Origin of the sequence: Aliiglaciecola sp. M165 (genome assembly GCF_007197995.1) — a bacterium.
GTDB lineage: Bacteria > Pseudomonadota > Gammaproteobacteria > Enterobacterales > Alteromonadaceae > Aliiglaciecola.
On record NZ_VKKH01000006.1, the window covers coordinates 314,064 to 329,941 of the forward strand.

Below are 15,878 nucleotides of genomic sequence, written 5' to 3' on the forward strand. Positions count from 1 at the left end.
TTCTTGCGTATACAAATGGGTAACACGGTATCCAAAGTATCTTTAAACCACTTAACATACCTTTCCGTACTAATTTTTTATCACCGACGTCACGACATAGCAATAGGATTGACAATGCAAAGACAAGCAATACTCGCCGAAATGAAAGTTTTATCAGAAATTGACGTGCAGTTTGAATTGAATAGAAGAGTGGCATTTATTAAACAACACTTGCTTAATTCGGGTTTAAAGACGTTGGTATTGGGGATAAGCGGTGGAGTCGATTCCTGTACGCTCGGACGATTATGCCAGTTGGCAGTCAATGAGTTGAACGATGAAGGTAAAGCGTCCTACCAGTTTGTCGCGGTGCGTTTGCCTTACAATGTGCAAGCAGACGAACAGGATGCCCAATCAAGTATTCAATTTATTCGACCCACACATGCATTGTCCGTAAACGTGCAACCCGGTGCAGATGCCATCCACCAGCAAACTTGTGACTCTTTGGCTTCCATAGGAATACTCCCAAAGGATGAGGGCAAGCAGGACTTTGTCAAAGGAAACGTTAAAGCTCGCACGCGAATGGTTATTCAATATGAAATTGCCGGTATGCTGGACGGATTGGTATTAGGTACAGACCATTCCGCTGAAAATATTACAGGCTTTTACACTAAGTATGGTGATGGTGCTTGTGATTTGGCCCCACTTTTTGGATTAAACAAGCGCCAAGTGCGACAACTTGCTCGCTTTTTAGGGGCTCCTGAAAACATTGTTAACAAAGCGCCGACAGCCGATCTGGAAACTTTAGCGCCACAAAAAGCTGACGAGCAAGCGCTTGGCATGACCTATGATCAAATTGATGATTTTCTAGAGGGGAAACCTGTCGCGGCCAATGTCGAGGAGAAATTAATCTCGATTTATGAACGTACTCAGCACAAACGTGTTCCAATCCCAACGATTTACGATTAAATTTAAATAACAAATCAATCATGGCAATGAATAAGGCTGGACTGAATTAATGAAAAAAGTAGAAGCAATTGTTAAACCGTTCAAAATGGATGACGTGAGAGAAGCCCTATCTGAAGTGGGTGTTTCAGGTATGACGGTTACTGAAGTTAAAGGCTTTGGTCGTCAAAAAGGCCATACGGAGTTGTATCGAGGCGCGGAATATCAGGTTGATTTCTTGCCTAAAATGAAAATTGAGCTTGTTGTACCCGAAGAGCATGTAGAGCGGGCCATTGAAGCCATTATGTCGACTGCTCAAACTGGCAAAATTGGCGATGGTAAAATTTTTGTCACCGACGTTGAAAGAGTGATTCGTATCCGCACAGGAGAAGAAAACGAAGACGCGGTGTAGCTTCATGTAATGGCAACAAAATCCGCTGGAAATATCTCTACAAGCGGATTTTGTTGTTAAACGCATTAGTGTTGGTGACCACAGCCGCCATCAACATGTGGATGACCATGGGCAAGTTCGTCTTCTGTGGCTTCTCTAACTTCAAGCACTTCAACGTCGAAATTCAAATGTACACCAGACAAGGGGTGGTTACCGTCCACCACAACCTCATCGTCTGTTTCGTCAATGATCATTACCGATTGTTCACCTTCATCCGTAGTGGCTCGGAACGTCATACCCACTTCGATGTCCATACCTTCAAACATCGATTTGGGAACCATCTGTACCAATGCGTCATTGCGTTCACCATAAGCCAATTCGGGGGGAATCGTTAATTCAAATTTATCCCCGACTTGTTTACCTTCAAGGGCATCTTCCAAACCTTTAATAAGGTATTGGCTGCCTTGCATGAAAACCATAGGTTGATTGTCTTCTCTGGATGAATCTATTTGCGTTCCATCTTGAGTGCTGACGGTGAAATGCATTGTAACAATAGCGTTTTGGCTTATAAGCATAGTTTGACCTTTGACCTTATTGGTCTTCAATTGTGGAGTAGGGCAGAGCGTGCACTGCGAATGGGTGTTGCGGGTGTGACTTTAATCTAAATTTGTCGGAATCTTCGGTGTCATTTGGCAATACTGCCAACACCCAAGTGTTGTCGTCCAAGGTTGCATGGCGCAATACTGTGCCTCCTCGCCGCCAATTTTCACCAACCTGTTTCTCCAGCACATCACCTGCTTGCGCTGTCACGGGAGAATCTGTCGTCAAAATAAATGCCGCTCGCTTGTTTTTGCCCAAATACTTGGTTCGAGCAACAACTTCTTGACCCATGTAACATCCTTTGGTGAAACTTATCGCGCCAAGGTGTTGCATGTTCATCATTTGTGGAACAAATTCAGCAACGGTTGCAGATTGAATATTAGCAATTCCTGCTTGTATATCGAGCTTTTCCCACAGCGTTTCCGGCTGAGAAAATTCAACCATATGGTTGTGGATAGTCTCTATAAACGCTGGATCTCCCAGCACTAAGTAGCGTTGCACTGGCGACGTTAAACAAATAACCAAACCATTATCAAAATGTTTCACCGCAAAATGATCTGAGGGAAGAGTACCGATGTGTTGACTTAGAATCTCTGCACATTCCGGTCCTGCCATTCCCAGCGCTGCAAATGCATCTGACTCATCGGCAAAGGTTACCTTCGAAAAAACACCATATTTTTGCAATTCAGCCAGTGATTGGGGAACACCTTCTTTATGGCTTATCAATAGAATTTTATCACTATGTTTCACTGCCGTGAAAATATTCCAGGTTTTACCTTTAAAATCGCAATGACAGCCGAGTTGGGCGATGTCTTCATGAAGCGCATCGACATCATTAGTCACTTTGCCTTGCAAGTAGCTATTGGCATCATCCCCCGAAAGTGAAATGATCCCGATCTGGCTTAAAACACAACTAAGATTGCTCGTTGCCGTAAAACTGGACTGCATATTTGCAATAACCTTGTTAACCTATGACTGATAAAAGGCATAATAAGGTCAAAACCAATTTAAACAAGTTAACATTGGCTTTATTCGATGGGTATTGACATAACAAATCAAAAAGTTCGTCTTGATGAATGTCGTTAACCTGCAACGGTTTTTGCTTAATCTGTCATTTGCCTCAGGCAATGCATATTGGAGTAGTAATGTTTGATAAAAAAAGAGTTTCTCGTCTAAAGTGGGCATGCAGACGGGGAATGCTTGAGTTAGATGTACTTTTTATGCCATTTGTAGAGCAAGCATTTGGTGATTTAGATGAGGCTCAACAGCTCACTTTTGAGCGTCTTCTTACGTGCGATGATCCAGATCTTTACGCATGGTTTATGGGTCATCAGAAATGTGATGATGAAGAACTTGCTAAGATGATCAGCTATATTCTGGGTCGTGTTAAAGTATAGAATTGTGATCGGCGCGAGCCAACTTTTTCCATTGACGCGATTGGGATTTTATTCGTTGCTTATAATGTCATTGTGGAGTTGGCGTCCAGAGGCTTTTGCCTTTCAATTTTTTGTCCAAGTGACATTAACGTTTGGGCTCGCAACCTTGATTATAGTTGGCTTTTATCGGTTTATATGCGGTTACAAATTACTTACAGCTGAAAAAGCCGATATCGTTTTGCTTGATGATCAAGGAAATTGGGAGCGTCTTTTACACACCCAAGGGCACCGCGGCTGCATCTCCCCAACAAGTCTTGCATTTGGCCCGTTTATGTTTGTAGAGATTCACGACACCATCACCAATAAGCGAGTAGAACGTTTTTGGCTGTGCAGAGATCAACTCAATGAAGCTGACTTCAGACGCCTATATCGTTGTATTATTCGTTTGCGTTCCCATTCCTAATTAAATAAATTGATAGACTGAATAGATGAATTTATCTGGTCCCAACTTTTTCTTATTGAGAGCGGCGCTAAAGCGCAACAAACCCTGGGTTTTTGATTCCGCTTTGTTACCAAGGTGCGAGACAAGGGCAGAAGACCGAATCAGCCATTTCAATCTGGCTCATGTCAGCGCCTTCCATCACTTAACAGAGTGGAAATCGGCGCAAAGTAACGCCCTGCATCCGTGTTATTTACATATGATGAGTTTCAAACAACACATGCGACTAATGTTGAATGAAGCGTTTCCTTTTGCCTTATTGGGCATCGTTCACTTGCATAATTCTATTAAACAACTGCGGCCAATAGAGCCTTCGGACAAAGGTGTACTTGGCTCGTATTTTGGAGATTTCAAACGTCATAGCAAAGGCATTACCGCGCAGATTAACAGTCAGTATTCGGTTAACAACGAGGTGTTATGGTCTTCGGTTAGCGAATTTTTAGCCATCGATAAGCGATTAAAGCGTAGTAAAAAAACGGAACCTGTCGATGGCGATGAATTGGCTAATAATTGGCTAGAAAAAGAGCGGTTTTCATGTGATCACAAGACTATACGCAGCTATGCACGAGTTTCCGGTGACTTTAACCCCATTCATTTGTCCGATTGGAGCGCTAGACTTTTTGGGTTTAAATCGGCTATCGCTCATGGGATGTGGAGCAAAGCCCGATCTTTGTCTCAATTCCAAAACCTGTTTGCAGTTCCAGTTCATTGCCACGTAAGCTTTAACCGACCGCTGTTTTTACCTTTTTCGGTCAGGTTGATAGTCAAACAAGGAACTATTGACTCGCCAGCATTTAAACTGGTCTGCAACAACCATCAAAGCGAACATCTGATTGGAAAAATACAAGCAATTGGTAAAAGCCGTTAGACCTCACCTTTTAAAACTGTGATCTGAGGATTATCGTTTGTTTGCGGATAATCCAAGTTATAATGCAAACCACGACTTTCTTTTCGCTGCAGAGCACAACGCACGATTAGTTCAGCCACTGTGACTAGGTTACGCAACTCTAGTAAATTGTTACTGACTCGAAAATTTGCATAGTAGTCATGGATTTCCTGTTGCAGCAGCTCTATGCGGCGCATAGCTCGCTCAAGTCGCTTTGTAGTGCGCACGATGCCAACATAATCCCACATAAATAACCGAAGTTCATGCCAGTTGTGTTGGATCACGACTTCTTCATCAGAGTCACTCACCTGGCTTTCATCCCAAGCGGGTATGTCTTGATGAAACTCTGGGCGATCGCTGTTTTGAAGTATATGCGCCGCCGCAGCTTGGGCAAAAACCACACATTCTAACAACGAATTGCTCGCCATACGATTGGCGCCGTGTAGACCCGTATAAGCCACCTCGCCAATAGCGTAGAGATTTTCGAGGTCGGTTTTGCCGTTAAAGTCGGTCATCACACCACCACAACTATAGTGAGCGGCAGGGACCACAGGTATAGGTTGGCGAGTGATATCTATGCCAAGTGAACGGCATTTGCGATATATCGTGGGAAAGTGTTTTACAATGAAATCTGCGGACTTGTGGCTGATGTCGAGATACATGCAGTCTGCACCAAGGCGTTTCATCTCATAATCGATAGCGCGAGCAACGATATCCCGAGGAGCAAGGTCACCTCTGTCATCAAATTTATGCATAAACGGCGTGCCATCTTGATGACATAAAAATGCACCTTCTCCGCGCAACGCTTCGGTGATTAAAAAGTTTTTCGCTTCTGGATGGAATAAACACGTAGGGTGAAATTGATTAAATTCCATGTTTGCGACTGAACATCCTGCACGCCAGGCCATCGCGATCCCGTCACCACTGGAAACGTCGGGGTTTGAGGTGTACTGATAAACTTTACTTGCCCCACCGGTGGCCAATGCCGTAAAGCGGCTCCTGATAACTTCAACATGCTCTTGTTTACGATTCCACACATAAGCCCCTACGCATTGAGTGGGTTCTTTTTCATGGCGGAGCAAGTCGATAGCATTGTAACGTTCGAACAAATGAATGTTGGGATGACTTTGCACGGCTTGCTGAAGCGTGTTCTGTACAGCGAAGCCAGTTGCGTCCGCAGCATGCAGTATTCTTCGGTGGCTGTGCCCGCCTTCGCGAGTGAGGTGGTAGCGTGTATTGCCTTGTTCGTCGGTTTCCTGATCAAATGGAACGCCAAATTTAATAAGCCACTCCATACATCGTTTAGCTTGGCTAGCGGTATATTCCACGGCGGAGGGGTCACAAAGTCCAGCACCTGCTCGTAGGGTGTCCTGAACGTGGGAGTCAATAGAGTCCTCTTCATCGAACACTGCAGCGATGCCTCCCTGTGCATAGCGCGTTGCACCCTCACTTAGGGTACTTTTACTCAGCACAATGACATTGAACTTGTCAGCGAGCTTTAATGCCAAGGTTAACCCTGCAGCGCCGCTGCCAATAATTAATGCATCACAACGATGTTCAACACTTGAACTCATAGAGTACAATAACCTGTTTACTGGGGAAAAACGCATATTAATGGAATTGGCAGCTTGTGGAAATAAGCGTTTCGCGGGAAAATTTGTAATAATGCAAAAAAAATCGAACTTTTGTTCGAACCCATAGTCTATTTAGGTGCTTGCATGAGCCGTAGTAGTATTTTTAAAAGGAGAGAAGGCTCGAATGAGCGAGCAGATTACTGATCAACAAATTGTTGAAAAAGTACAACGTGGTGACAAAAACGCATTTGGATTGTTGGTCACTAAATATCAGCACAAAGTTGCCCACCTGGTATCACGGTACGTGAAAAACTCAGGGGATGTTGCGGACGTGACTCAGGAAGCATTTATCAAAGCTTACCGAGCGCTGCCTAACTTTAGAGGTGAAAGTGCGTTTTATACATGGTTGTACCGAATCGCTGTTAATAGCGCCAAAAACTATCTGGTGTCGCAAGGACGAAAACCACCGGCAAGTGATGTTGACGCTGATGAAGCAGATTATTACGACGGAAGTGACGCGTTAAAGGAACAAAACTCGCCTGAACGCAGTCTGATGTCAGAAGAACTGGAAAAAGTATTGTTCGACGCGTTGGACAAACTACCAGAAGATTTGAGAATGGCAATCACCCTGAGAGAATTAGAAGGGTTAAGTTATGAAGATATTGCCAATGTAATGGATTGTCCAGTAGGGACAGTTCGTTCAAGAATTTTTAGAGCACGGGAAGCAATCGACAAAGTGTTGAACCCGCTCTTACAAAGATAATGACATTTTATTGAAAATGTTGAAAAATGAAGCGTTAACTCAGGAACCCTATATGACGCATAAGCATGAAAACTTGTCAGCATTTGTTGACGGTGAATCGCAAGACGACAAAATAGTCAGTCATTTGTCAAACGATTCGGAGCTTGCTGAAAAGTGGCAACGATATCATTTGATTCGTCAAACCTTGCGCAAAGAAATGCCTCAGTCAGCTGACTTTGACGTCAGTGCGGCGGTTGCTGAAGCCTTACAATCGGAGCCTGCAATTTTAGCTCCCAAGCGCACATGGCGTGATTTACCTGTTGTTAGTAACGTTATCCCATTGGTGCGCTCAAGTGGCCAGTTAGCCATTGCTGCCTCGGTTGCTGTTGCAGTAGTGATTGGTGTTCAGCAGATGAATCAACAACCTGAACAACAAATCTTCAATCCTGCCCCAGCGTCTTATCCTGGTATCCAAGGTGGGTTGTCTCCAGTTAGTCTTGAGCAAACTCGTGCGATGCCTAATGTGAGCGTTCGAGAACAACAACGCCGCATCAGTGCATTTATTAACGACCACATGGAACAGGTAATGCTTAAAGATAGCCAGCGCTATCTGCCTGTTTCTGATGGTGACGCTGAAAACCAATCAGTGGACAGCCAACCAGAAGTAAGCGAAGAACGTGAGAATCTTCCAAATTAAATTCAATAAAAAGGCACAGCTGAAATATGCTGTGCTGTGCTTTTTCCTGCTTTTATCTTTTTACTCTTCAGCTCAGATTGGTCTTGTTCAAGACCCTAACGCGCAAAAGTGGCTTACCAAAATGGCTGAAGCCAAACGGTCGTTGAATTACGAAGCGTCTTTTATAATCTCCAAGCCTGGCAGCGATCCACAGCCATATTTGTGGCGTCATGGCGTCAGTGAAGACGGCATTGAAATGGAGCATCTGGATCAACAAAACGGGCCGGGCAGAGAGGTGGTTCGCATTGGCAATAATGTCAGCTATTTTGAATCCCATCGCCCCGCATACACGTTAGCGTCTGGCTACATTCTTGGCCCACTCCCTCACGTGTTGCTAAATGAACCCATGTCTTTACTCGATGCCTACGAGTTCGTCGTTGTGGGCAAGGGACGGATTTCTGGGCGCGCTGCGCAACAAATTAGAATGGTTAGTAAAGACAAGAGTCGCTTCGGGTATAACTTGTGGTTGGATCACAAAACAGGTTTACCTTTAAAAATCAATATGATGGACATTAAAGGCCAAAAAATTGAGCAAATTCAAATCACTACCTTGGATGTGACTGATACGCCATCAGCATTTTTTGAGCGAATTGATACCAACGCTTTGCCAGAAGTAGTTCAGCTGCCTGACAGTAAGGAAAATAAACAGAATTGGCAACTTGGTTTTGTGCCAGTCGGTATGGAACAAGTTAAACATAGTGTGCGTCAACTTCCTGAGAATGGAGGGCCGTTAGAATATATAATGATAAGCGATGGTCTTGTCGATGTTTCTGTGTACCTTCAACGTGCAACGGCAACTGCGTCGGAAAGCGACATTGTTGCGCGATTTGGGTCAGATATTTATTACTCTCGAGTTCAAGGCTCCGTTTTAGTGACCGTAATTGGAAAAATTCCCGCCTCCACCGCTAACGCATTGGCATCTTCTATTACGCTGGTTCAATGAGAATGTTGAGCCATGATTGAAGAAATTGGTGTGATTACCGCAGTTGATAAAGATCATATTTGGGTAGAAACCCAGATCAAAACAACGTGCGGAAGTTGTCAGGCTCAAGACAACTGTGGAACAGGAGTCGTAGCAAAAGCGTTCGCACCGAAAAAAGATAAACTGATATTACGATGTAAACAAGCGGCAAAAGTGGGCCAGCGTGTCAAGCTCGGCATAGAGGAAAATCATCTACTTGGGGCATCTGCCTTGGTATATTTACTCCCGCTTATCATGTTGATTGCTACTGCGGTTTCCGCTCAAAATCTGTTTCCCGCCTGGGGCTTAGAACACGAATTGTGGGTAATTGCCGTTTCTTTTGTTGTTACCGCTTTCACCTTTGCTTGGATAAGGGCTAAAGCAAAGAACAGTGATGATCATCGATTACAACCTAAACTATTAGCGATTTTGCCACCAGAAACAGATGTAATTTCTGTCAAACAGGCGCTATAAAGCAATTCCCCGCAATGTCCGACAGAACAATATCGCAATGTGTGCAATAACACTGTAAAATCCCCGCCAAATTTAATTCAATCATTGTCGAGCGTCTAAATAGGTTGCTTGGCGTTAGTAGTAGGTAATCTTTAGAACACTATGCAGCATAAGCACATTCGCAATTTTAGTATCATTGCTCACATCGACCACGGTAAGTCGACATTATCTGATCGCCTTATTCAATTTTGTGGTGGCCTCACGCAACGAGAAATGTCCGAGCAAGTGCTTGATTCTATGGACATTGAGCGCGAACGTGGGATCACGATCAAAGCACAAAGTGTGACCTTAAATTACCAGGCTAATGACGGTGAAACCTACCAATTAAACTTTATTGATACGCCTGGACACGTTGATTTTACCTATGAAGTGTCCCGCTCTTTGGCTGCCTGTGAAGGTGCTCTGTTGGTAGTTGATGCAGGGCAGGGGGTTGAAGCCCAAACACTAGCCAATTGTTACACCGCGATTGATCTTGAAATGGAAGTTGTGCCAATTTTGAATAAAATCGATTTGCCACAAGCTGAACCTGATAGGGTTGCAGAGGAAATCGAAGACATCGTTGGTATCGATGCGGTTGAAGCTGTGCGTTGTTCAGCAAAAACGGGCATTGGTATTAAAGAAGTGTTGGAAGAAATTGTTAATAAAGTGCCGCCTCCAGAAGGTGAAACCGATGCTCCTTTGAAAGCCTTGATCGTTGATTCCTGGTTTGACAACTACCAAGGTGTTGTGTCCCTAGTACGCGTTATGCAAGGTAGATTGACTGCGAAAGACAAAATCAAAATCATGTCTAATGGGGCTATTCATCAGGTTGATGATGTCGGTATTTTTACCCCCAAACAAACAAAAACGGGGCAGCTCAATACGGGCGAAGTGGGATATATCATTGCCGGGATCAAAGATATCCATGGCGCGCCAGTCGGCGACACCATCACCTTGGCTAAGGACCCCGCTGAACAAGCACTGCCAGGATTCAAAAAAATTAAACCACAAGTCTATGCAGGTTTGTTTCCAGTCAGTTCTGATGAGTATGAAGATTTTCGCGATGCCTTGGCTAAACTTACACTCAACGACGCTTCATTGTTTTATGAGCCTGAGAGTTCATCGGCATTAGGATTTGGTTTCAGAATTGGCTTTCTAGGCATGTTGCACATGGAAATTATCCAGGAACGTCTAGAACGTGAGTATGATCTGGATCTTATCACCACAGCGCCTACCGTAGTTTATGAAGTAGAAACCACCAAAGGTGAAATTCTTAAGGTTGATAACCCTTCGAAACTTCCTGCAGTGAATGACATTCAACATATTAGAGAGCCTATTGTCGAAGCGCACATTCTGGTGCCGCAAGATTACTTAGGAAATGTTATTACACTGTGTGTTGAAAAACGTGGCGTTCAAACCAACATGACATATCACGGTAAACAGGTTGCAATCACCTATGAATTGCCTATGGCTGAAGTGGTTATGGACTTTTTTGACCGATTGAAATCCACTAGTCGTGGCTTTGCCTCGCTTGATTACAATTTTATTAAATTTAAAGCGGCCGATATGGTGCGCTTAGATATTCTGATCAATGGTGAACGTGTTGATGCGCTGGCTGTGATAACGCACAAGGACAATTCGCAAGGAAGAGGACGTGAGTTAGTTGAAAAGCTTCGTGAGTTAATTCCACGGCAGATGTTTGACATTGCTATTCAGGCAGCTATCGGAAATCACGTGGTGGCGCGCAGCACGGTTAAGCAGTTGCGGAAAAATGTTATTGCCAAATGTTATGGTGGCGACGTGAGCCGTAAGAAAAAGCTATTGCAAAAACAAAAAGAAGGTAAAAAACGGATGAAGCAAGTAGGTAATGTCGAATTGCCTCAAGATGCCTTCTTAGCCGTACTTAAGGTAGGTAAATAAATGGCGAACTATTTCTCAATATTTTTGGTAATCCTCACTGTCGCGTCTGGATTGATATGGTTAATAGATGCCAAGGTGTTTGCGCCCAAACGCCGCGAAAAGTTTGCTCAAGCAAATAATGGCAAAGCTTTACCAGAAGGCACTGAGTTGCCTATTCCCTACGTTGTAGACACCGCACAGCAGATTTTCCCAATCATTGCATTTGTATTGGTATTGCGTTCTTTTTTATACGAGCCTTTCCAAATCCCTTCCGGGTCAATGATGCCAACACTGTTGGTGGGTGATTTTATATTGGTGGAAAAATTTGCCTATGGACTGAAAGATCCCGTCGCAAGACATAAGTTTTTTGACACAGGAGAGCCAGAAAGAGGGGATGTCGTTGTTTTCAAATATCCTGACAACCCAAAACTTGATTACATCAAACGTGTCGTTGGATTGCCTGGTGATACGGTAAGTTATTCTGGCAAAGAACTTTTTATTAAACCTGCTTGCCCAACAGAAAAAGAGTGTGCAAAAGAATACAAAGTTGAGCGTGATTTTTTGGGTAAGTTCGAATATCAGGGTCGACCCACACCCATTAATCAGTTTTCTGAGCAATTGGGTGAGACCTCGCATGATATTTTAATTAACCCACGCAAATTAGATGACATTCGTCGTTATCACGAACAAGTGAATACAAAAATCGGTGAATGGGTTGTACCTGAGGGGCATTATTTTGTTATGGGTGATAATCGTGACAACAGCGAAGATGGCCGATTCTGGGGCTTTGTGTCGGATCACCATCTTGTCGGCAAGGCCGTGGCGATTTGGATCAGCTTTGAATTCGATCGCGCCTCAGACAGCTTCTTGCCCAGATGGATCCCAACAGGTGTCCGCTTTGAACGAGTTGGTGGCATCGATTAGATGGCAAAAAAGAATGACTATCAACGCCTCTTTAACGCATTGAGCTATACCTTTAAAGATGCAAACAACCTGCAACTGGCGTTAACCCACAGAAGTCACAATAAAGACCACAATGAAAGGCTGGAGTTTTTAGGTGACGCAGTGTTAGGAATGGTGATAGCTGAGGCTATGTATCATCGATTCCCAAAACAGCCTGAGGGTAAATTAACGCGAATGCGCTCAACCTTGGTGAAAGGGGAGACGTTGGCGGAAATTGCTCTAGAATTTGAATTGGGTGACTTGCTATTGCTTGGCGGTGGTGAGTTGAAAAGCGGTGGCTATCGCCGAAGTTCAATTCTTGCTGATGCTGTCGAGGCGATAATCGGTGCAATCTACCTTGAAGCAGGACTCGATACCTGTAAAACACTGATCCTCAAATGGTTTGACAGTAGAATAAAACAGCTCGACCCGTCGGCGCACCCTAAAGACAACAAAACTCAATTACAAGAGTATTTGCAAGGTCGGAAACGCCCGTTACCGCATTATCGGGTAGAAAAGATTCTCGGCAAAGATCATGATCAGGTATTCGTGGTCATGTGTGAGATTGAAGGCTTGTCACATGCGATAGAGGGACGTGGTAGCTCTCGTCGCAAAGCTGAGCAACAAGCCGCGCAAGCCGCATTGGAGAAATTAAATGGATGAACCCAATACCCGCTGCGGAATGGTCGCAATTGTTGGTCGGCCTAATGTTGGTAAATCGACATTATTGAACAAGTTATTAGGCCAAAAAGTCAGTATTACCTCCCGCAAACCCCAAACCACGCGTCACCGTATCATGGGTATCGACACCGAGGGCGATCGCCAGGCGGTGTTTGTTGATACGCCGGGCTTGCACGTAGAAGAGAAGCGTGCGATTAATCGATTGATGAATCGTGCCGCATCCAGTTCGCTTGCTGAAGTTGGCTTAGTACTGTTCCTGGTTGAAGGCACTAAATGGACAGAAGATGATCAAATGGTGCTAAATAAAGTGGTGCAGGCAAAATTACCCTGCTGGCTGCTTGTCAATAAGTCAGACAATGTCAAAGACAAAACCGAGTTAATGTCGCACCTACAATGGCTGCAAGAACAACACGACTTTGAAAAAATCATGCCTATATCTGCCAAACTTGGCAGGAATGTTGAAGATCTCCGCTCTATGGTGCATGAAAGCTTGCCGCCAAGTGAATTTTATTTTCCAGAAGACTATGTGACAGATCGCTCTAGTCGTTTTCTTGCCGCAGAAATTATTCGTGAGAAGCTAATGCGTTTTACTGGCGATGAATTACCCTATTCTGTGACCGTTGAGATTGAACAGTTTTTGATGGCTGAAAACGGTGTCTATCGAATAAATGGCCTGATCCTCGTTGAACGAGACACGCAAAAACGTATGGTAATTGGAAAAGGCGGTCAAAGGCTGAAAACCATTGGTGCTGAAGCCCGCAAAGACATGGAGAACCTGTTTGATAACAAGGTGTTCCTTGAGCTTTGGGTGAAAGTTAAATCAGGTTGGGCTGATGACGAACGAGCCTTGCGCAGCTTGGGTTACGGAGACGAATATTAGGGCTGGTTGTTCATCAGTTGGAGGAATTATCAAGTATGCAAAATCTTCAAGATATTAGACGTAACTACAAAATGGGTGAGTTACATCGCGAAGATCTCTGTGCCAATCCTATAGAACAATTTCAAAGCTGGTTAAAGCAAACGATTGACGCAGGCATTCCCGATCCAACTGCGATGACCATAGCAACGGTTTCTCCCGACGGCCAACCATCTCAACGTATCGTACTTCTTAAGGATGTGGACGCTAAGGGATTCGTTTTTTACACCAATTTGTCCAGCCGCAAAGCTCAGGAATTAGATAGAAATAGCAAAATATCCCTGCATTTTCCCTGGCACTTTTTAGAGAGACAAGTCAAAGTATGCGGAGTGGCGACACAACTTAGCACTAGTGAAGTAGCCAAGTATTTTTTATCCCGCCCCAAGGAAAGCCAAATAGCTGCATGGGCATCTAAACAGAGCCAACCGATTTCCACTCGACAAATGTTATTAAGCAAATTTGAAGAAGTGAAACAAAAATTCTCTTCAGGAGAAGTTCCTATACCGAAGTTTTGGGGCGGCTATCGTATAGTGCCTCATGAAATTGAATTCTGGCAGGGCGGAGAGCACCGGCTGCACAATCGATTTAGTTATACCAGAAACTTAGCTGAGCCCTATTTGGGAGAAGACCAGACGTGGCAAATTCAACGTCTAATGCCTTAATTATCCGCACGAAAAGCAGTTGGAATTGGGATGATTGATAGTCATTGCCATTTGGATTTTGAGCAGTTCGATCCGGATCGAGACCAAGTACTGTCGCGCTGCAAACAAATCGGCATAGACAAAATTATTATTCCTGGCACCCAAGTCAGTCGCTGGCAAGCGCAAGTAGACTTGTGTGCTAGTGATGATTCGTTGTTTTTTGCGCTAGGTATCCATCCCTATTTTGTTGATTCCGCTAACATTTCCGATTTAACCAAGTTAGATGAAATGTTAATGCTGTACAAAAAACAGGTCGTGGCACTGGGAGAAATTGGCTTGGATTTCCACTTACCAGAAGCGGGACATCAAAAGCAACAAGATTTTTTTATAGCGCAATTGGAATTGGCAGATAAATATCAGATTCCTGTCATCTTGCATCATCGCAAGTCCCACAATGAAACACTACGTTTACTTAAACAAAAGCGCTTTAGTCAAGGTGGTGTCGTGCATGCCTTCTCGGGAAGTGTGCAAGAGGCCAAAGCCTATATCGATATGGGTTTTATGCTCGGTGTTGGGGGTACCATAACCTACTCTCGGGCGCAAAAGACCCGCGAAACCTTTAAACAGATCCCCCTTGAGGTGTTGGTTTTGGAGACTGACGCGCCAGATATGCCCCTCAATGGTCGTCAAGGTCAACGAAACAGCCCAGAATTCCTTGGGGAAATTGCTCAGCAGCTAGCCGAGTTAAAAGAGATAGGAATTGGTGAAGTGATCAAGCAAACCCGCGCCAATAGTGTTCAATTGTTTGGTTTAACATAGTGGCGAAATCGTATTTTGTAGTACGCGCGTGCGACCAGTAATCCTGCAAGTCCAGCTAGCATCATTAGTGCAAGAAGTTGTTTGTAAAGCTGAGTTTGATAATCATCGTGGTAAAGCATCACTTGGCTAGTATCGAGCAGCAACCGCAAATAGCCGATGATGCCGTTTTCACCCTGAATTTCTTCAACGAATACTAGGGGAGCTTGATCATTCAATATAAAGTTGGCCAGAACAGACTTATTTTGTTCGTTGCTTTCGATTATCACACCTTTTTCACTGTATACAGAAACACCAAAAATATGTGGGTCGTTTGCTATGAGTTTGAGGTGCGCGCTTATTGCTTTAAAATTTCTTTGCTCGACGTCGTTGGCAATCACCGTAGCGGCATAACTGGCGATACTTCGCCCTAATTGAGTTGATTGTTTGTTGCGCCAATCATTCGCTTGACCTGTATTTAACAGCCACAGATTGACACATATTGCCGCTGCAACCACTACCAAAGTCAGGTTGGCAACTCGTTTGAAAATTGAATAATTGCTGTGGCGCTTATTTGCGGCAGCAGCAGGGTGTAGCTTTGTCAGTTCCATGGGAGAAGACAATAGGGGAAAAGGACGTTTTTGCCAAGTATAAAAATGTCATGGCAGTTATCAAATTATGACTTATGCCTTCTAGAGTTTTGCAGTCTTTGACGATTTCGGTAGAATCGCGCATTCACAAATTTGCACAGAGTATTTTTTCGTTTTGTTGACTACCGACGTTCAAACTTGCCAATGGGTAAGCGCTCAATATCTGACTAACCTTT

Annotated in this window: 19 protein-coding genes; 15 read left to right on the forward strand and 4 right to left on the reverse strand. The window is 44.1% G+C overall.

Annotation, left to right across the window (positions count from 1 at the left end; genetic code table 11):
* Positions 1 to 114: 114 nt before the first annotated feature.
* Both nadE and FM019_RS13250 read left to right on the forward strand, forming a co-directional pair.
* Complete coding sequence (nadE, locus tag FM019_RS13245; protein WP_143836416.1) at positions 115 to 945, forward strand: ammonia-dependent NAD(+) synthetase; 831 nt, start codon at positions 115 to 117, stop codon at positions 943 to 945.
* Positions 946 to 994: 49 nt separating this feature from the next.
* On the forward strand, positions 995 to 1,333 hold the full coding sequence (locus FM019_RS13250; protein WP_143836417.1) for a P-II family nitrogen regulator: 339 nt from the start codon (positions 995 to 997) through the stop codon (positions 1,331 to 1,333).
* A 65-nt stretch (positions 1,334 to 1,398) separates the two neighbouring features.
* Here the strand turns inward: FM019_RS13250 and FM019_RS13255 are convergent, their stop codons facing one another.
* Together FM019_RS13255 and ygfZ are read right to left on the reverse strand one after the other, a co-directional pair.
* Positions 1,399 to 1,887 (reverse strand): peptidylprolyl isomerase, encoded by a 489-nt coding sequence (locus tag FM019_RS13255; RefSeq protein ID WP_143836418.1) that lies wholly within the window; start codon positions 1,885 to 1,887, stop codon positions 1,399 to 1,401.
* 16 nt (positions 1,888 to 1,903) lie between these two features.
* On the reverse strand, positions 1,904 to 2,860 hold the full coding sequence (gene ygfZ, locus FM019_RS13260) for a tRNA-modifying protein YgfZ (RefSeq protein ID WP_143836419.1): 957 nt from the start codon (positions 2,858 to 2,860) through the stop codon (positions 1,904 to 1,906).
* Between the two features lie 197 nt (positions 2,861 to 3,057).
* On the opposite strand from ygfZ, the gene FM019_RS13265 reads away from it, so the two are divergent.
* The 3 genes from FM019_RS13265 to FM019_RS13275 are packed head-to-tail and all read left to right on the forward strand — an operon-like array spanning position 3,058 to position 4,655.
* Positions 3,058 to 3,309 carry a succinate dehydrogenase assembly factor 2 gene (locus FM019_RS13265; protein WP_143836420.1) on the forward strand — a complete coding sequence of 84 codons (252 nt, stop codon included), beginning with the start codon at positions 3,058 to 3,060 and terminating at the stop codon, positions 3,307 to 3,309.
* 4 nt (positions 3,310 to 3,313) lie between these two features.
* On the forward strand, positions 3,314 to 3,751 hold the full coding sequence (locus FM019_RS13270; protein ID WP_313901697.1) for a protein YgfX: 438 nt from the start codon (positions 3,314 to 3,316) through the stop codon (positions 3,749 to 3,751).
* A gap of 25 nt (positions 3,752 to 3,776) precedes the next feature.
* On the forward strand, positions 3,777 to 4,655 hold the full coding sequence (locus tag FM019_RS13275; RefSeq protein WP_143836422.1) for a MaoC/PaaZ C-terminal domain-containing protein: 879 nt from the start codon (positions 3,777 to 3,779) through the stop codon (positions 4,653 to 4,655).
* Here the strand turns inward: FM019_RS13275 and nadB are convergent.
* The gene (gene nadB, locus FM019_RS13280; RefSeq protein ID WP_143836423.1) at positions 4,652 to 6,247 is read right to left on the reverse strand and encodes an L-aspartate oxidase; all 1,596 of its coding nucleotides are present in this window, start codon (positions 6,245 to 6,247) and stop codon (positions 4,652 to 4,654) included. The genes FM019_RS13275 and nadB overlap by 4 nt on opposite strands.
* A gap of 184 nt (positions 6,248 to 6,431) precedes the next feature.
* Between nadB and rpoE the strand changes: the two genes are divergently transcribed.
* The 10 genes from rpoE (at position 6,432) to FM019_RS13330 (ending at position 15,076) form a co-directional block, all read left to right on the forward strand.
* A complete protein-coding gene (gene rpoE, locus FM019_RS13285; RefSeq protein ID WP_143836424.1) occupies positions 6,432 to 7,010 on the forward strand; it encodes an RNA polymerase sigma factor RpoE in 579 nt (192 codons plus the stop codon).
* Between the two features lie 52 nt (positions 7,011 to 7,062).
* On the forward strand, positions 7,063 to 7,686 hold the full coding sequence (locus FM019_RS13290) for a sigma-E factor negative regulatory protein (RefSeq protein WP_143836425.1): 624 nt from the start codon (positions 7,063 to 7,065) through the stop codon (positions 7,684 to 7,686).
* Positions 7,667 to 8,668 (forward strand): MucB/RseB C-terminal domain-containing protein, encoded by a 1,002-nt coding sequence (locus FM019_RS13295; RefSeq protein ID WP_260681625.1) that lies wholly within the window; start codon positions 7,667 to 7,669, stop codon positions 8,666 to 8,668. Before FM019_RS13290 ends, FM019_RS13295 begins: the two co-directional genes overlap by 20 nt.
* A 12-nt stretch (positions 8,669 to 8,680) precedes the next feature.
* Positions 8,681 to 9,160 carry a SoxR reducing system RseC family protein gene (locus FM019_RS13300; RefSeq protein WP_143836426.1) on the forward strand — a complete coding sequence of 160 codons (480 nt, stop codon included), beginning with the start codon at positions 8,681 to 8,683 and terminating at the stop codon, positions 9,158 to 9,160.
* 141 nt (positions 9,161 to 9,301) lie between these two features.
* The gene (gene lepA / locus FM019_RS13305) at positions 9,302 to 11,098 is read left to right on the forward strand and encodes a translation elongation factor 4 (protein WP_143836427.1); all 1,797 of its coding nucleotides are present in this window, start codon (positions 9,302 to 9,304) and stop codon (positions 11,096 to 11,098) included.
* Positions 11,099 to 12,001 carry a signal peptidase I gene (gene lepB / locus FM019_RS13310; RefSeq protein WP_143836428.1) on the forward strand — a complete coding sequence of 301 codons (903 nt, stop codon included), beginning with the start codon at positions 11,099 to 11,101 and terminating at the stop codon, positions 11,999 to 12,001.
* Positions 12,002 to 12,682 (forward strand): ribonuclease III, encoded by a 681-nt coding sequence (gene rnc / locus FM019_RS13315; RefSeq protein ID WP_143836429.1) that lies wholly within the window; start codon positions 12,002 to 12,004, stop codon positions 12,680 to 12,682.
* On the forward strand, positions 12,675 to 13,580 hold the full coding sequence (era, locus tag FM019_RS13320; RefSeq protein WP_143836430.1) for a GTPase Era: 906 nt from the start codon (positions 12,675 to 12,677) through the stop codon (positions 13,578 to 13,580). Before rnc ends, era begins: the two co-directional genes overlap by 8 nt.
* 35 nt (positions 13,581 to 13,615) lie before the next feature.
* The gene (gene pdxH / locus FM019_RS13325; RefSeq protein ID WP_143836431.1) at positions 13,616 to 14,278 is read left to right on the forward strand and encodes a pyridoxamine 5'-phosphate oxidase; all 663 of its coding nucleotides are present in this window, start codon (positions 13,616 to 13,618) and stop codon (positions 14,276 to 14,278) included.
* 30 nt (positions 14,279 to 14,308) lie between these two features.
* Positions 14,309 to 15,076 carry a TatD family hydrolase gene (locus FM019_RS13330; RefSeq protein WP_143836432.1) on the forward strand — a complete coding sequence of 256 codons (768 nt, stop codon included), beginning with the start codon at positions 14,309 to 14,311 and terminating at the stop codon, positions 15,074 to 15,076.
* Here FM019_RS13330 and FM019_RS13335 read toward each other — a convergent pair.
* A complete protein-coding gene (locus FM019_RS13335) occupies positions 15,055 to 15,663 on the reverse strand; it encodes an AhpA/YtjB family protein (protein WP_143836433.1) in 609 nt (202 codons plus the stop codon). The two genes, FM019_RS13330 and FM019_RS13335, sit on opposite strands and share 22 nt — an antisense overlap.
* Between the last annotated feature and the right edge of the window lie 215 nt (positions 15,664 to 15,878).

Bases quoted from the DNA above. Each gene is read 5' to 3' on its own strand.
- FM019_RS13335 (WP_143836433.1), bottom strand. From the start codon at position 15,663: ATGGAACTGACAAAGCTACACCCTGCTGCTGCCGCAAATAAGCGCCAC.
- FM019_RS13290 (WP_143836425.1), top strand. From the start codon at position 7,063: ATGACGCATAAGCATGAAAACTTGTCAGCATTTGTTGACGGTGAATCG.
- FM019_RS13330 (WP_143836432.1), top strand. From the start codon at position 14,309: ATGATTGATAGTCATTGCCATTTGGATTTTGAGCAGTTCGATCCGGAT.
- FM019_RS13265 (WP_143836420.1), top strand. From the start codon at position 3,058: ATGTTTGATAAAAAAAGAGTTTCTCGTCTAAAGTGGGCATGCAGACGG.
- FM019_RS13250 (WP_143836417.1), top strand. From the start codon at position 995: ATGAAAAAAGTAGAAGCAATTGTTAAACCGTTCAAAATGGATGACGTG.
- era (WP_143836430.1), top strand. From the start codon at position 12,675: ATGGATGAACCCAATACCCGCTGCGGAATGGTCGCAATTGTTGGTCGG.
- lepA (WP_143836427.1), top strand. From the start codon at position 9,302: ATGCAGCATAAGCACATTCGCAATTTTAGTATCATTGCTCACATCGAC.
- rnc (WP_143836429.1), top strand. From the start codon at position 12,002: ATGGCAAAAAAGAATGACTATCAACGCCTCTTTAACGCATTGAGCTAT.
- ygfZ (WP_143836419.1), bottom strand. From the start codon at position 2,860: ATGCAGTCCAGTTTTACGGCAACGAGCAATCTTAGTTGTGTTTTAAGC.
- lepB (WP_143836428.1), top strand. From the start codon at position 11,099: ATGGCGAACTATTTCTCAATATTTTTGGTAATCCTCACTGTCGCGTCT.
- nadB (WP_143836423.1), bottom strand. From the start codon at position 6,247: ATGAGTTCAAGTGTTGAACATCGTTGTGATGCATTAATTATTGGCAGC.
- FM019_RS13255 (WP_143836418.1), bottom strand. From the start codon at position 1,887: ATGCTTATAAGCCAAAACGCTATTGTTACAATGCATTTCACCGTCAGC.
- FM019_RS13300 (WP_143836426.1), top strand. From the start codon at position 8,681: ATGATTGAAGAAATTGGTGTGATTACCGCAGTTGATAAAGATCATATT.
- rpoE (WP_143836424.1), top strand. From the start codon at position 6,432: ATGAGCGAGCAGATTACTGATCAACAAATTGTTGAAAAAGTACAACGT.
- pdxH (WP_143836431.1), top strand. From the start codon at position 13,616: ATGCAAAATCTTCAAGATATTAGACGTAACTACAAAATGGGTGAGTTA.
- FM019_RS13275 (WP_143836422.1), top strand. From the start codon at position 3,777: ATGAATTTATCTGGTCCCAACTTTTTCTTATTGAGAGCGGCGCTAAAG.
- nadE (WP_143836416.1), top strand. From the start codon at position 115: ATGCAAAGACAAGCAATACTCGCCGAAATGAAAGTTTTATCAGAAATT.